14 protein-coding genes are annotated in these 13,910 nt (G+C 61.0%); 12 read left to right on the top strand and 2 right to left on the bottom strand.

The annotated features are described in order from the left end of the window. Positions 1 to 855 (bottom strand): DUF1329 domain-containing protein (locus tag VGI36_07440; protein ID HEY2484966.1); only part of this gene is annotated, 855 nt, incomplete at its 3' end. A gap of 420 nt (positions 856 to 1,275) precedes the next feature. Here VGI36_07440 and VGI36_07435 point away from each other — a divergent pair. The 11 genes from VGI36_07435 (at position 1,276) to VGI36_07385 (ending at position 11,577) form a co-directional block, all read left to right on the top strand. After that, positions 1,276 to 1,629 carry an NADH-quinone oxidoreductase subunit A gene (locus tag VGI36_07435; GenBank protein HEY2484965.1) on the top strand — a complete coding sequence of 118 codons (354 nt, stop codon included), beginning with the start codon at positions 1,276 to 1,278 and terminating at the stop codon, positions 1,627 to 1,629. Positions 1,630 to 1,740: 111 nt separating this feature from the next. Continuing rightward, positions 1,741 to 2,241 (top strand): NADH-quinone oxidoreductase subunit C, encoded by a 501-nt coding sequence (locus VGI36_07430; GenBank protein HEY2484964.1) that lies wholly within the window; start codon positions 1,741 to 1,743, stop codon positions 2,239 to 2,241. A 21-nt stretch (positions 2,242 to 2,262) separates the two neighbouring features. Continuing rightward, positions 2,263 to 3,477 carry an NADH-quinone oxidoreductase subunit D gene (locus VGI36_07425; GenBank protein ID HEY2484963.1) on the top strand — a complete coding sequence of 405 codons (1,215 nt, stop codon included), beginning with the start codon at positions 2,263 to 2,265 and terminating at the stop codon, positions 3,475 to 3,477. Positions 3,478 to 3,558: 81 nt separating this feature from the next. Next, entirely contained in the window at positions 3,559 to 4,665 is a 1,107-nt protein-coding gene (locus tag VGI36_07420) for a glycosyltransferase family 9 protein (GenBank protein HEY2484962.1), read from the top strand. A 50-nt stretch (positions 4,666 to 4,715) separates the two neighbouring features. Beyond that, positions 4,716 to 5,600: a lipopolysaccharide kinase InaA family protein gene (locus VGI36_07415; protein HEY2484961.1), complete on the top strand. Its 885-nt coding sequence runs from the start codon at positions 4,716 to 4,718 to the stop codon at positions 5,598 to 5,600. Further along, a complete protein-coding gene (locus VGI36_07410; protein ID HEY2484960.1) occupies positions 5,576 to 6,265 on the top strand; it encodes a glycosyltransferase family 2 protein in 690 nt (229 codons plus the stop codon). The genes VGI36_07415 and VGI36_07410 overlap by 25 nt, the downstream gene beginning before the upstream one ends. 10 nt (positions 6,266 to 6,275) lie before the next feature. After that, positions 6,276 to 7,433 carry a glycosyltransferase family 4 protein gene (locus tag VGI36_07405; protein ID HEY2484959.1) on the top strand — a complete coding sequence of 386 codons (1,158 nt, stop codon included), beginning with the start codon at positions 6,276 to 6,278 and terminating at the stop codon, positions 7,431 to 7,433. Further along, entirely contained in the window at positions 7,433 to 8,308 is an 876-nt protein-coding gene (locus VGI36_07400) for a YicC/YloC family endoribonuclease (protein ID HEY2484958.1), read from the top strand. The genes VGI36_07405 and VGI36_07400 overlap by 1 nt, the downstream gene beginning before the upstream one ends. Before the next feature lie 45 nt (positions 8,309 to 8,353). Continuing rightward, the gene (gene gmk / locus VGI36_07395) at positions 8,354 to 8,986 is read left to right on the top strand and encodes a guanylate kinase (GenBank protein HEY2484957.1); all 633 of its coding nucleotides are present in this window, start codon (positions 8,354 to 8,356) and stop codon (positions 8,984 to 8,986) included. Beyond that, positions 8,974 to 11,190 (top strand): bifunctional (p)ppGpp synthetase/guanosine-3',5'-bis(diphosphate) 3'-pyrophosphohydrolase, encoded by a 2,217-nt coding sequence (locus VGI36_07390; GenBank protein ID HEY2484956.1) that lies wholly within the window; start codon positions 8,974 to 8,976, stop codon positions 11,188 to 11,190. The genes gmk and VGI36_07390 overlap by 13 nt, the downstream gene beginning before the upstream one ends. Before the next feature lie 6 nt (positions 11,191 to 11,196). Further along, positions 11,197 to 11,577 (top strand): RidA family protein, encoded by a 381-nt coding sequence (locus VGI36_07385; GenBank protein HEY2484955.1) that lies wholly within the window; start codon positions 11,197 to 11,199, stop codon positions 11,575 to 11,577. Between the two features lie 127 nt (positions 11,578 to 11,704). Here the strand turns inward: VGI36_07385 and VGI36_07380 are convergent, their stop codons facing one another. Then, a complete protein-coding gene (locus VGI36_07380; protein HEY2484954.1) occupies positions 11,705 to 12,358 on the bottom strand; it encodes a class I SAM-dependent methyltransferase in 654 nt (217 codons plus the stop codon). 577 nt (positions 12,359 to 12,935) lie between these two features. Between VGI36_07380 and VGI36_07375 the strand changes: the two genes are divergently transcribed. Next, complete coding sequence (locus VGI36_07375; protein HEY2484953.1) at positions 12,936 to 13,874, top strand: LysR family transcriptional regulator; 939 nt, start codon at positions 12,936 to 12,938, stop codon at positions 13,872 to 13,874. The last annotated feature ends 36 nt before the right edge of the window (positions 13,875 to 13,910 follow it).

Raw genomic sequence — 13,910 nt, 5'->3', positions numbered from 1 at the left:
CGGAGAGTTGATGCATCCGAGCATCGACCGCTCTCCCAGGTAGCGCCAGTTATAGTTTTCATTCTTGCCCGCGAAGCACTCGAAATCGTCGGGGTTGTAAGACTCGGGTCCCGCGTCCTGATCGGTGCTCATCAACGTGTCATTAAGCCGGCGCAGCCGATGGGCGGCGGGCAGGTAGCTCCAGGCATCGTCCGCCCGGTTAGGATCCGCGTAGCGATAGCGGAGGAACCCGGCTCCGGCGCCGTCTTGGGGAGCGAGCTGGGGATAAAGTCCAGTCATCGCGTAGCGTCCCGAATGCAGAAAGTCGGGATCAACTGGCATGGGCTGCACTTCAGTGCGGCCCACTTCGTTGTAACCGGCGTAGTGCCCGGTCTGATAGTACCAAAGAGATTTGTATGGCTTACCCTTCCCGGCGTACACGCTCTCCGCATCGAAGAAGCGAAGGTCATAGTCATCGGTGGAAATTGGCCGGAAGAAGTAGTTCCACATGATCTTGGTGGCGACTTCCGGATCGTTGGGATCCATCAGTGGAAACGGCTGCCCCGCCACATAACCGACGAGCGAACGATGGTCCGCAGTTAAACGAACCTGCGGCGAGTACTTCTCAGTTGCCTCCTTGTAGGGCGGGGGCCAATCGATGCGTTCGGTCGGAACTATCCTGATGGTCATGCCGTTTTGAAGACGCCAGAGCACGCCAGGGCAAACGAGGTCTTTTACCTTGTTGGCGTTGTCGCTGTTGATGAAATCCCCGGGTTTGACCTCGGCCGCAACCGGGCCGGCGAGCATGAACAGCAACGCTCCGAGTACAACGAAAAACTCCACAAACCAGGCCCGCAATTCGGTATCACGATGCATAGTTAGCCCCTTCCCCCGGTGTCCGCGCCGGGTCCGTCTTGAGTTGACCTTCCTGCACTATCCCCCGATCGGCAATTAGTAACCTTGCGGACATAAGTCAATAACTCTAATGATAAGCAAAATGCAGCACCATAAAGTCCTTTGTTTAAAGGGAAAAATGATACCTGGTTCACGCTGCCGAGGTGTATGGCAGATTCAGACATTATTAGCGGCTCATTGCAGCCCTGATGACTGTCGCTAATGTGATTGGCGCTGCCTCCCAACCATTAAACGATCGGTACGTGAGGCTTGCCCGCGCAACCAGTCGTCGCGGTTCGTCGGGTGGCGAGGCCTCGCCGGGTCGTTCCAAAACGATTGATTGGAAAATGCGGCGCGCTTCCGATAGTGATATGAGCCAAGCCGTTTGAAGGGTTCGGTGCAGTGGAGACTTGGCTTCCGATCGTGGTGACTTTCGTTGTCGCCGGCGTTATCGCCGGAGTCATGGTTACTATCAATCGGATCGTGGGTCCCAAACGCCCGAGCAAGGTCAAGGGCGAACCTTTCGAATGCGGAAACCCGCCGAGCGGCTCGGCGTGGGGGCGTTTCACGGTTCATTTCTACCTGACGGCATTGCTGTTCTTGGTGTTCGATGTGGAAGTGGTGTTCCTGTATCCGTGGGCGGTGGAGCTGCGAAAGCTCGGTATGTTTGGATTCGTTGAAGCCTTGGTCTTTATCGCTATCCTCACCGTCGGTCTCATCTACGCCTGGCAGCGCGGGGCTCTCGACTGGAACTAACTGAGCATCCGCGCCGTCCGCGTCGCCCCGGTGTCGCTTCGGAGAATCGTGCTCGGAGCCTAACGTCGCCGTCGAACGGAGCGGTCGATCGGACTGCCTGGAAGAAGCGCAATGTTGCTTGAAAAACTGAAGGAACGTTTCGGCGTCGAAATTCTGCAGGCCCAGGAGGCTCATGGCGCGGACTGGGTCGTGGTTTCGCGCGATCGCGCGGCTGAGCTTCTCAAAAATCTGCGCGATGAGCCGGATTTCGCCTTCGACATGCTGACCGATCTGACCGCGGTCGACTGGCTGGAGCGCACGCCCCGCTTCGATGCGGTCTACCACTTGAACTCACTAAAGTTGCGCCATCGTCTGTGCGTGAAGGTGCAAGTCGATATGGCGGATCCGTGGGTGGACAGCGTGATCGAGATCTGGAAGGCGGCGGATTGGCTGGAGCGCGAATGCTACGACATGTTCGGGATTGAGTTTCGCGGTCATGGAGATTTGCGCCGCATTCTGCTGTACGATTCATTCGAGGGTCACCCGCTGCGCAAGGACTATCCCTATCAACGGCGCCAGCCGATCGTTCCCGAAACCGATTCCGTGGTGGCACCGTTGCCGCCCTCGCGCTGACCACTCCAGGTACCAAGTCGTATGGCACTTCCCGCGCGCTGGCAGCAGAAGATCGAAGCGTCGGATCCGATCGAGGAGATCATGGAGATGCAGATGGGACCGTCCCATCCGGCCTCGCACGGCACCATCAAATTCAACCTGAAGCTCGACGGCGAACGCATCGTGGACTGCGATGTGGAAGTCGGCTACCTGCATCGCGCGTTCGAGAAAATGTGTGAGCAGGGTACCTGGACACAATGCTTCCCGTACACCGACCGGCTGAACTACGCGTCGCCGTGTATCAACAACGTCGGGTTCGCGCTCGCGGTGGAGAAGCTGCTGAACATCGAGCTCCCCGAGCGATGCCAATTCGTACGCACGATCATGAGTGAGGTTTCGCGCATCACCGATCATCTGACCTGCCTCGGCATGGCCTCCAGCGAAGTGGGCGCGACCACGGTGGCCTTTTACATGCTCGAGGCGCGTGAGTTGTTGTACGACCTGGTGGAGGCGGTGACGGGAGCGCGCCTGACTGTAACCTGGTGCCGGCTCGGCGGAGTGAGCCACGACCTTCCCGCGGATTTCAACGAGCGGATCGCGCACGCATTCGAAATGCTGGATTCGGTGTTGAGCGACTGCGACAAGCTGCTGTCGCGCAATCGCGTCTTCATCGATCGGATGAGCGGGATCGGCATCATGTCGCACGAAGATGCAATCTCGTACGGACTCACCGGACCGTTGCTGCGCGCGACCGGGGTCTCTTACGACGTGCGCAAGGCGTATCCCTACCTGGTTTACGATCGCTTCGATTTCGAGGTTCCGACTGGAGAGAAAGGTGACAACTACGACCGCTTCAACATGCGCTTTCACGAAATGTACCAGTCCAAGCGCATCATCGAGCAGGCCATGGCGGCTCTTCCCCAGGGACCGATCTCAATAACCGATCCCCGCATCGTGCTGCCCCCCAAACATCAGGTCTACAACTCCATCGAGGGCCTGATGAACCATTTCAAGCTGATCATGGAAGGCGTCAAGGTACCCCCCGGTGACGTCTACTGCGCCGTCGAAGGCGCGAACGGGGAATTGGGCTTCTACGTGGTCAGCGACGGCAGCGGCCGTCCCTATCGCGTGCGGGTGCGCCCACCGTGCTTCTTCGGTATGGCGGCGCTCAACAAAATGCTCATCGGGCGGATGATTCCCGACATCGTCACCACCTTCGGCATGATCAACATGATCGGCGGTGAGTGCGATCGCTGATTAGCCTCTTCCCGGTTTCGGCGCACCGGACCAACCTTTCCGGAGCGCTCCGGTGCAGTTATCATCGTGTGAACGAAGCCGATGGGCATCGCTGAGGAGACCGCCAACCCGCCACGCCGCGTTCTGATCGTTCTGCTGGGCGCGATCGGCGATGTGGTGCGGGCGCTCCCGCTGCTCGGCAGAATCCGCCTGGGATGGCCCGACGCGCATATCGCGTGGGCGGTCGAGCCCAAGGCGAGTCCGATGGTTGAGCGCCATCCGTGGCTCGACGAGGTGATCGTGTACGATCGCAGGCTGGCGCCGTGGTCCTTCGCGCCCTTCCTGCGTGCGGTGCGCGCACGCCAATTCGACCTGGTGCTCGATCTGCAGCGACATCTGAAGAGCGGCGTCACGTCATTCGCGTCTGGCGCCCGCGAGCGCATAGGCTTCGCTGCGGCGAATACCAAGGAGTTGAACCATCTGTTTTCCACCCGCCACATCGCGCCGCAACCGAACATGCGCTTGAAGCTGCTGCAATACCAGGCGTTCGCCGATTCGCTCGGGCTGCCGGCGGCGCCGATCGAATTCGGGCTGCGCGCATCAGCGCAAGAACAGGAACGTGCGCGAGGTCTGCTGCGCGCCACTCCCAGGCCCATCCTGGGAGTCATCCTGGGGTCGTCGTGGCCGAGCCGCCTTTATTTTCCGGAGTCCGTAGCACAAGTGGTTCTTTCGCTCGCACGCCCGGCCAGCGGAACGGCAGCGCTGTTCCCGGTGCTGCTCGGCGGCCGCGCCGAGACCGGAATCGCCGCCGAGGTGATGCGCTTGCTGGGTGAGCGGCCCGCGCTAAACCTCGCCGGGCAAACCACGCTGCGCGACCTGATCGCGATATTTCCGCAATGCGCGGCCGCGTTTGGCCCTGATTCAGGACCGATGCACATCGCAGCCGCGGTCGGATGTCCGGTAGTTTCGCTGTGGGGCTCGACCGCGGCGGAACGTTCCGCGCCCTGGGGTTGTGCAGATTTCGCGATCTCAAGTGACATCCGCTGTCATCCGTGTTACCTGCGCGACTGTCCGATCGGCCGCGAGTGCATGCGACGCATCGAACCTGAAAGGGTTGCGGCGACAATCCGCCGCGCGATCAGCGCCTACCCCGCCGGCATTAGGACCCTAGGTGTGTTGGCACCAGACCGCTTAGGTGGCTCGCTATGAAGGGTGGCGCTCACTTGGAAAGGACGCAGCTAGGAACCCGGTGCCACTAGATGGCCGTGCCCCATGGTTCACAAATAGCGGACCCTCTAACAACCGCGCAGCAAAACGGCTGGATACTCACGCTCGCGGGAACTGTTGCACCCCAATTACGCCAATCACTAATCAGGCTCGCCCTCGACACCACGGCCGGCACCGCAGGGAAGCGGGTGCGGCACTCGCTGCACGCCGACACCTCGCTGGTAGAACTTGGCAACCAGGATCTCTTCGTCAAGATAATTCGTCCCCGGCACGGTCTGAAACGGCTCAGCCGATGGGTCCGCGGCGGAGCGGCTGAGCACGTAGTCGCGATTGCCGCGGCTTTGCAGCGCGACGGGTTTCGAGCTCCAGCGCCTATGTTATGGGGCTCGGAGCTGCGTGGCGGTCGCGAAATCATCGTGACCGCGCGCGCGCGCGGTATTCTGATGCCGCGTTTTCTGCGCGAAGCAGGGCGCGACCTCAAGCGCAAACGTTCGCTCCTGCATGCCCTGGGCGCGGAGATCGCCCGCCTGCACCTTCGCGGCTACCTCCACGGGGATCTAACGCCCTTCAATATTCTTTCGAGCCGTGACGAACCCGACCGGTTTATCCTCCTGGATCACGAGCGAACCCGCCGAACCTGGCTCTCCCGTTTCACGCGGCCACGGCTCAGAAATCTGGTCCAACTTGGGCACTCTTCTTTGCCCGGGCTTACCCGCACAGATCGGATGCGCGTGTGGTGCGCCTACGCGGAGGTTTACCACAGTACCGGGCGGCGGCGCTCCGAGGTGCGCCGCCTGGGGCGAATGATTCAGCAGCGACTCGCGAAAGACTTGCGTAAGACCGCACCACCTGCGGATCGTATGGTTGCGCGCGCTGACGCAGAGAAGGTCCCATGGAGACCGCGAAGATCTCTGTAGTGATTCCCGTCTACAACGAGGTCCACACCATCGGCACGGTGATCGATCGCGTGTTCAACTGCGGTTTCGATGTGGAAATCATCGCGGTGGATGATGGCTCGACGGACGGCAGCCGGGAATTTCTCCAGCGCCTGGAGGATCCGCGAGTGCGCGTATTCTTTCATGCGCGGAACAAAGGCAAGGGCGCCGCGCTGCGGCTGGGCTTTGCCGCTGCCAGAAATCCCTACGTCTTCGTGCAGGACGCCGACCTCGAGTACGATCCGCGCGACTATCACGAAATGATTCGGCCCCTTCTCGACGGCCGCGCCGACATGGTTTACGGCTCGCGCTTTTTGGGTGGACCCCATCGGGTGCTGTTTTTCTGGCATTACGTCGGCAACCGGTTTATCACGCTGCTCTCGAATGCGATTAGCGATTTGAATCTGAGCGACATGGAGACCGGGATGAAGGGGTTCGCGCGCGACAAACTCATGCAGCTCAAGCTTTCCGCCGACCGATTCACCATCGAACCGGAAATTACTGCCAAGGCCGCACGCGCTAAATGGCGGATCTTCGAAGTGGGAATTTCCTACTCCGGCCGATCCTATGAAGAAGGCAAGAAAATCGGCTGGCGCGACGCGATCACAGCCACCTTTGCAATTTTGTACTACCGGTTCTGGGATTGACGACCCGCTGATGCCTGACGCCAAGGCATATAACGACCGCGAGCGTCTCGCGATCGATTCGACCGCGATGCCGCTGCGCGTTGCGGGCGTCGATCCTGAGCGCGAGTTCGCCGGCGGGCAATCGCAAGTGCTCGGGCTCACCCGTGAGCTGCTGCGGATGGGGCATCGCGCCGAGCTGATCTGCGATCCGGCGGGAAAACTTTTCGAACGCGCCGCCTCCGAAGGCATTCGCTGCCACCGTCTGCGATTGCGCAACTCGGTGGACCTCGCCGGAGGGATGCGGCTCAGAAGCATCCTGGCCCGGGAGGGCTACGACGTCGTGCACTTTCATACCGCGCGCGCCCATGCGATGGCGCCCTTTGCCCGCGGTCTCGCACGCGCCCTGATCGCGACGCGCAGGATGGACTACCGGCCCAACCGGCTGTTTGCGCCGTTTCTGTACTCGCGCGCGGTCGATGGTGTGGCCGCGATTTCCGACGCCGTCGCGACTGCGCTGACTTCCGCGGGTGTTCCCCGCGAGCGCATCACGGTCATCCCGAGCGGCGTGGACTGCGAATATTTTCGCCCGCCATCGAACGAAGAGCGGATTGCGGCACGCCAGGCGCTGGGACTTGCGGCGGAGACCATTGCGGTGGGGACCATCGGGGCCCTGGAAGAGCGCAAAGGGCATCGACATTTGCTGGAAGCGATCGCGCCAGCTATGGGTGCGGTGTTGTGTTTCATAGCCGGCGAGGGTTCGTTGCGCTCGGAGCTGGAGCGACGAGCCGAGGTGCTGGGAATCTCGACGCGTACCCGGTTCCTGGGGAGAATCGAAACCTCTCGCGATCTGCTATGGGCACTGGATATCTTTGTGTTTCCGTCGCTCTGGGAAGGTTTGGGGGTCGCGGCGCTGGAAGCGGCGGCAAGTGGGGTGGCCACGGTTGCCAGCAATGCCGGGGGAATCGCAGAAGTGGTGCACGACGGCGAGACTGGGGTGCTGGTCGCACCTGCGGATGCCCGGGCACTGCGCGACGCGATCGCGCGGCTGGCTTCCTGCGCCGGTGAGCGAAAAGCGCTGGGCGAGGCGGCCAGAAAACGGGCCGTCGCTCAGTTTGCGATGGGCGCAATGGCGCGGCGTACAATGGCCCTTTATCGGGCATGTTTGGGGGCGAGGAAGGATCGAACCTAATGCGCAGTATGACCGGATTCGGCCGGGCGCTGGTCGAGCGCGACGGAATTCAGGTGACCGCGGAAATTCGCGCGCTCAATCAGCGGTTCTTCGAATTGAAGCTCAACCTGCCGCGCTCGTGGGGTGAGTACGAGGCGGACATTCGCAAGCTTATTCAAAACCGAGTCGCGCGCGGACGCGTCGAGTTGTTCGTGAAAGCCGTGTCCGTGCGTGCGCCCGCTGCGCGGCTGCAGGTCAACGAGAAGCTGGCCAATCAATACGTCGAGCAATTGCGGCGGCTAGGCAAGCGTCTGCACTTGAACGGTAACCCTGGAATCGAAGCGATCCTGAACCGGCCCGAGATCTTTCACGTGGTCGAAGAAGAGCGCGATGCAGCGGATGCGCCACAGCTGGGAATGGTGGCCATACAGCGGGCGCTGAAGGTCCTCGACATCGAACGCCAGCGGGAAGGCACCAGCCTCAAGAAGGACTTCTCCGCGCGAGTGAAGAAGATCAGGACCGCGATTCCGAAAATCGAGCGACTCTCCGAGCAGACCCGGACGGAAATCATGAAGACCTTTCAGGCCCGGGTGCGGGAGCTGCTCGCCAATCTTCCGGTGAACGAGAAACGCCTCTACGAGGAGGCATCCTCGGCTTCACAACACGGAGACATCAGTGAGGAAATCACCCGACTCAAGACCCATCTGGACGGACTCCACGGGCTCCTGCGCCGGGAAGGGCCGGTCGGAAAGTCGATCGAGTTTCTGTTGCAGGAGATCAATCGCGAAGTGAACACGATGGGCTCGAAGTCGCAGAACGCAGCGCTTTCGCATCTGACGGTGGCGGTGAAGGCGGAGGCGGAGAAGATGCGCGAGCAGGTGCAGAACGTCGAGTAGATATAGTATAAAACATTATTTCCGATTATAACGGACGCGCATAAAGTGGCCCGTGCAAGCCATACTTCGCGGCCCCGACGCGGTATACTCTTTATACTCGCTGCTCCTTCGGGGGCGGGAAAAACCACGATTTGGCGCGGCGCACTTAAGGCGATCGCCAGTCTTGAATTTTCGGTTTCACTCACCACCCGGGGGCCGCGCGAGGGAGAAAAGCCCGGCTTCGATTATCATTTCGTGAGCGAGGAAGAATTCAATCGCCAGCTTGAAAGTGGGGAACTAGCGGAACACGACCGCCATTTCAACGCGGCCTACGGCACGCCGCGCGCGCCTCTGGACAATGCGGTTCGCGAGGGACGTGACATTTTGCTCGACATCGACGTGGAAGGGGCGCGCCAAATCCGCGCGCGCTATGCGGACGATGCGGTGGCGATTTTCCTGCTGCCACCGAGCCCCGCCGATTTGGAGCGCCGGCTGCGTGGGCGCCACACCGAGACCGAGGAAACCATCCAACCCCGCCTCCAACGCGCGACCCGCGAGGCTAGTGAATACCCGGTCTACGACTACCTGATCATCAACTATGATGTCGACCAATCCATTCACGAGCTGGCGGCGATCGTTGATGCCGAGCGGCTCAGAACCTCGCGCCTTCGCGGGAAGATCGCGCCGTGGCAGAGCTAGCCCGAGAGACACCCGACCAGCTCGAAGAGCTGATCCAGAAGGTTGGTACCTACAACCCCCAGGCCGACCTCGGCTTGATTCACAGCGCTTATGAATTTGCGGCAGGCAAACACGCCGAGCAGAAACGTCTCTCCGGCGAGCCGTTCGTCAGTCATCCGCTCGCCGTAGCCACCATCGCGGCAGAGCTCAAGCTTGACGTCGCATCGATCGTGACCGCTCTTTTGCACGACGTGGTGGAAGACACCGCCACCCCGCTCGACGAAGTTCGCGAGAAGTTCGGCTCCGAGGTGGCCGAGCTGGTCGATGGAATGACCAAGGTCTCCAAGATCACCTTCCAAAGCCGCGCCGAGAAGCAAGCCGAGAATTTCCGCAAGATGATCATCGCGATGTCGCGCGACATCCGGGTGGTCCTCATCAAACTCGCCGATCGCCTGCACAACATGCGGACCCTGGATTCGTTGAGCAGCGAGCGGCAGTCGGAAATTTCCCGCGAAACCTTGGAAATCTATGCTCCCATCGCACATCGCCTCGGAATCTACTGGCTTAAGTCGGAACTCGAGGACAACGCATTCCGCTATCTGAACCCTCCCGCATACTCGACGCTCAAGGCCTTCGTTGCCAAGACGCGCAAGGAGCGCGAGGAATACATCCGCGACGTGATCGCGATCCTGTCGCGCCGGCTCGAGGAATCCGGGGTCAAAGCCGAAGTAACCGGCCGGCCCAAGCATTTCTATTCCATCCACGGCAAGATGAGCGACCTGGGTCTGTCGTTCGAGCAGATCTATGACCTGGTCGCATTCCGAATCATCGTGGCTACGGTGCGTGAATGCTACGAAGCCCTCGGCGTGGTGCACGCGAGTTGGAAGCCGGTGCCTGGGCGGTTCAAGGACTATATCGCGCTGCCCAAGGCCAACATGTATCAGTCGCTGCACACCACCATGATCGGTCCACGCGGACAGCGCATGGAAGTGCAGATTCGGACCGCAGAGATGCACCGGGTGGCGGAAGAAGGAATCGCGGCGCACTGGAGCTACAAGGGCGGCAACGCGGGTGCGAAGGATCTGCGCGAGACCGAACGCTTCGCATGGTTGCGGCGGCTGATCGAGTGGCAGCAGAACCTGAAAGATCCCCAGGAATTTCTTTCCACCGTCAAGGACGACCTGTTCCCCGAGGAAGTCTTCGTGTTCACCCCCAAGGGCGACGTCCTCAACTTTCCGCAAGGGGCGTCGGTAATCGACTTCGCCTACCGCATCCATTCGCAGGTCGGCAACCACCTCTCCGGAGCGCGCATCAATGGCCGGATGGTTCCCCTGCGTCAACGACTACGGTCGGGGGATACCATCGAAGTACTCACCTCCGAACGGCAGACCCCCGGCAAAGATTGGGGGAACTACTGCGTCACGGCGCGCGCGAAGTCACGGATCCGACAATGGTTGCGGGCGCAGGAAGCTGAACGCTCGCTCGCTCTCGGCATCTCGCTCATCGATCATGAGCTCACCCCGCTCAGGCTAAACGTCGCGGAACTGCGTAGCGCAAAGCGCCTCGAAACGGTGCTCAAAGACTTCTCGCAGAAGGACGTCGATAGCCTCATCGCCGCGGTGGGGTATGGCCTGGTGACCCCCGGCCAGCTGCTCGCGAAACTGCTCACGCCCGACGAACTCAAGGTCTACCGCGAATCGAAGCTTCCCGCCTCCGCCCAGCCGGCGCTCAAGGATCGGGGCGCGCGCAAGCCCGCCAGTGGTGCGGTCGTGGTGTCGGGGGTCGGTGACGTGCTGGTGCGGTTTGCGCGCTGCTGCAATCCGCTTCCCGGCGAGGCGATCACCGGATTCATCACCCGCGGGCGCGGTGTGACGATTCATCTGGCAGGCTGTCCCCACGCCCTGAATACCGACCCCCAACGGCGGGTGCCAGTGGTGTGGAAGGATGGTGATGAGTCTCCGCGTCCAATTCGACTGGAAGTGCTCTGCGTTGATCAGCCGGGTCTGCTGGCCGCGATGACTCGGACCATCGCGGCGGCCGGGGTGAACATCTCGACGGCCGAGGTGAAGACGCGCGGCAATGACGGTCGGGCGCTGTCGCTGTTCGAGGTGAGCGTCACCAGCGCGCGTCAGCTCAATAACCTGATGAGTTCCATCGGCGCGATCGAAGGGGTGATGCGCGTGTCGCGCATCGGCTACCAGAACGGCAACCGCTTCCTGGCCTGACTCACGATGAAACCCATCCAGACCTCGGGCGCTCCTGCGGCGATTGGTCCCTACTCGCAGGCAATCGAGGAGCAGGGATGGGTGTTTTGCTCGGGTCAGATCGGACTCGATCCGAAATCCGGTGCACTGGTTGCGGGTGGTGTTGAGGCGGAAACCCGCAGAGCACTGGAAAACCTGCACGAGGTGCTCGCGGAGGCGGGGCTCGGGTTTCAGAATATCGTCAAGACCACTATCTTTTTGGCCGACCTCGGTGACTTCGACGTGGTCAACCGCATTTATGGCGAGCACCTCTCGCCGCCGTACCCGGCCCGTTCCACCATGCAAGCCGCGGCACTTCCCCGCAAAGCCCGCGTTGAGATCGAAGCTATCGCGATGAAGCGCGCTTAGCTTGCCGGACCGCACCCGCGGTGCCACCGACCCGTCGACTCCCGGTCCACCCGCTGCCACCAGCACCTGCGCGTTGCGCTCAGCCCCCCCCTTTTCCTGATAGCCCGACCCCCTTAGCAGCTCTCGACTAAGGGGGCACCTTCGGCTTGCGCGCTCCGAGCGAGAAAATCAGCGGGATCAAATCACCTCTGATATGCCACAGACCTGGCCCGGCGCGTTCGCAGAAGGGAAACATCTGCCATGGACACGCGGAATGCTCGTGAAAGAATTCGATCTGGAGCCCGGCCTCGATCAGTGCGCTAATGATACTGTCGACCGTGTGAATCCATTCGGCATTATCATGCTCGTTCTTGTATGAAGGGTCAGCGTAGTCTTGACCGCCAGAAGTAGTGATCATCTCATGGTGGAAATAGGGATATTGGATTGCTAGCTGGGACGAATCGTCCCGATTATCGAAGATACTGGCCAAGGGATGTTGGTCAGCAATATAGAAGAATCCGCCGGGTTTGAGTGACCGCGCGATGATCTGCCCCCAGCGCGGCATATCGGGCAGCCAAGTAATTGCCCCGTAGGAAGTGAAAACTATGTCGAATTGTTGGTCGACCGCCGACGGTACCTCGTAAATATCGGCGCAGATAAAGCGCGCAGGAATTTTGATCTCATTGCTGAGAGATCGTGCAAGCTTGATTGCCTCGTCAGAGAAATCGAGGCCCGTAACCTCTGCTCCGAGTCGTGCCCATGACAGGGTATCGAGACCGAAGTGGCACTGCAGATGGAGCAAGGACTTGCCTCGTACGTCACCGACCTCCGCAAGCTCGAGCTCATGGAGTCACCGACCTCCGCAAGCTCGAGCTCATGGAGCGAGATTCGTCCAGCTTTGAAACCTGCGACATCGTACATCTTGGAGCGAGCGTGCAATGGCACCACCGCGTTCCATTTCGTTAGGTTGGTTCTCAGCCGCTCATCCATGGTGACTCGATAGCAGTTCTGTTGTGAGAATGGTGGCTAGTTAGGCTTGAGCGTGCAGCAGAATGTAACTCGACAACTCGTCAGACATCAATTCTATCCCAGACATTATTAGTGATGGAGTTCATCCACTGGGCGCATCAATGGCGAGCACCTCTCGGCGCCGTACCCGGCCCGTTCCACCGTGCAAGCCGCGGCACTTCCCCGCATAGCCCGCGTTGAGATCGAAGCCATCGCGATAAAGCGCGCTTAGCTTGACGGACCGCACCCGCGGTTCCACCGACCCGTCGACCTCGCCCGGGCCAAGCCGCTACCACCCGAACCGGCGCTGGGCGCTCGGCCCGAGTGATACCGGCTTGCTCCTCCTGGAGGGTGTGAAAAAATGAACAACTATGAGTGGAAAGTGGGATTGGGACAACATTCGGTTCTTCCTTGCCCTCTGCAGAGAGGGCAGCCTTTCCGGAGCCGCGCGGGTGTTGGAGGTCGACCACGTCACGGTGGCGCGGAGGATCGCGGTGCTCGAGGAACGGCTTGCAGCGAAACTGCTGAGCCGCACGCCGGAGGGCTTTTCGATCACTGCAGCGGGGCAGTCGATCTTGCGGCAATGCGAGACCATGGAGTCTGCCGCCGTGAACCTGGAGAGGTTAGTGGCGGGTCACGATACCCGTATCGCGGGATCAGTCCGGCTTACCTCGACCGATGCGCTCGCATACGCGATCATCGTGCCGAGCCTCGTTGCGCTTCGAGAAACTCATCCCGAGTTGCAAATAGATCTCCTTCCGGGAGTTCGCGCGCTCGACATCGCGCGGCGCGAGATCGACCTGGCGGTGCGTTTCAACCTCAGTCGACCGTCGGGTGCAAGCCTAATCTGTCGAAAACTGGGAGCGGTCGGCTTTGCGCTGTATGTGTCGCCCCAATACCTGGCTGCACGCGGAACTCCCACGCGGGGCGAGGGTCTGCGCGGGCATGACATAATCACTTACGCAGGATGGCCCCAGGGAATGGGGCCCCGCTTCACCGGCGAATCGCTCGACGGCGCCCGCACCACGGTGCGGAGCAACGACCGGTTCCTACAGGTGAAGGCCACCGCCGTGGGCTTGGGCATCAGCGAGCTGGCCTGCTTCCTGGGCGACGATTTTCCGGAATTGGTGCGGGTGTGGCCCGATCAGGTGCCAACGCTTCGAAGCGTGTGGCTGGTCATGCATGAAGACCTGCGGCGGACTGCTCGGGTGCGCGCCGTGGCTGCCGCAGTCGCTGCCGCGTTCGAGCAGAACGCAAGCTTTCTGCGTCACGGCCGGCGGGCGCAACGCCGGACTCCATCCCGGGTTTGACACCCGATCCCGAGTCGCCCCTGTGAAAAAATGCAC

This window comes from Candidatus Binataceae bacterium, assembly GCA_036495685.1.
Classification (GTDB): Bacteria; Desulfobacterota; Binatia; order Binatales; family Binataceae; genus JAFAHS01.
This window is presented reverse-complemented; position numbering and strand designations above follow the sequence as displayed.

Bases quoted from the DNA above. Each gene is read 5' to 3' on its own strand.
- VGI36_07415 (HEY2484961.1), top strand. From the start codon at position 4,716: ATGGCCGTGCCCCATGGTTCACAAATAGCGGACCCTCTAACAACCGCG.
- VGI36_07385 (HEY2484955.1), top strand. From the start codon at position 11,197: ATGAAACCCATCCAGACCTCGGGCGCTCCTGCGGCGATTGGTCCCTAC.
- VGI36_07420 (HEY2484962.1), top strand. From the start codon at position 3,559: ATGGGCATCGCTGAGGAGACCGCCAACCCGCCACGCCGCGTTCTGATC.
- VGI36_07405 (HEY2484959.1), top strand. From the start codon at position 6,276: ATGCCTGACGCCAAGGCATATAACGACCGCGAGCGTCTCGCGATCGAT.
- VGI36_07410 (HEY2484960.1), top strand. From the start codon at position 5,576: ATGGAGACCGCGAAGATCTCTGTAGTGATTCCCGTCTACAACGAGGTC.
- VGI36_07375 (HEY2484953.1), top strand. From the start codon at position 12,936: ATGAGTGGAAAGTGGGATTGGGACAACATTCGGTTCTTCCTTGCCCTC.
- VGI36_07425 (HEY2484963.1), top strand. From the start codon at position 2,263: ATGGCACTTCCCGCGCGCTGGCAGCAGAAGATCGAAGCGTCGGATCCG.
- VGI36_07400 (HEY2484958.1), top strand. From the start codon at position 7,433: ATGCGCAGTATGACCGGATTCGGCCGGGCGCTGGTCGAGCGCGACGGA.
- VGI36_07430 (HEY2484964.1), top strand. From the start codon at position 1,741: ATGTTGCTTGAAAAACTGAAGGAACGTTTCGGCGTCGAAATTCTGCAG.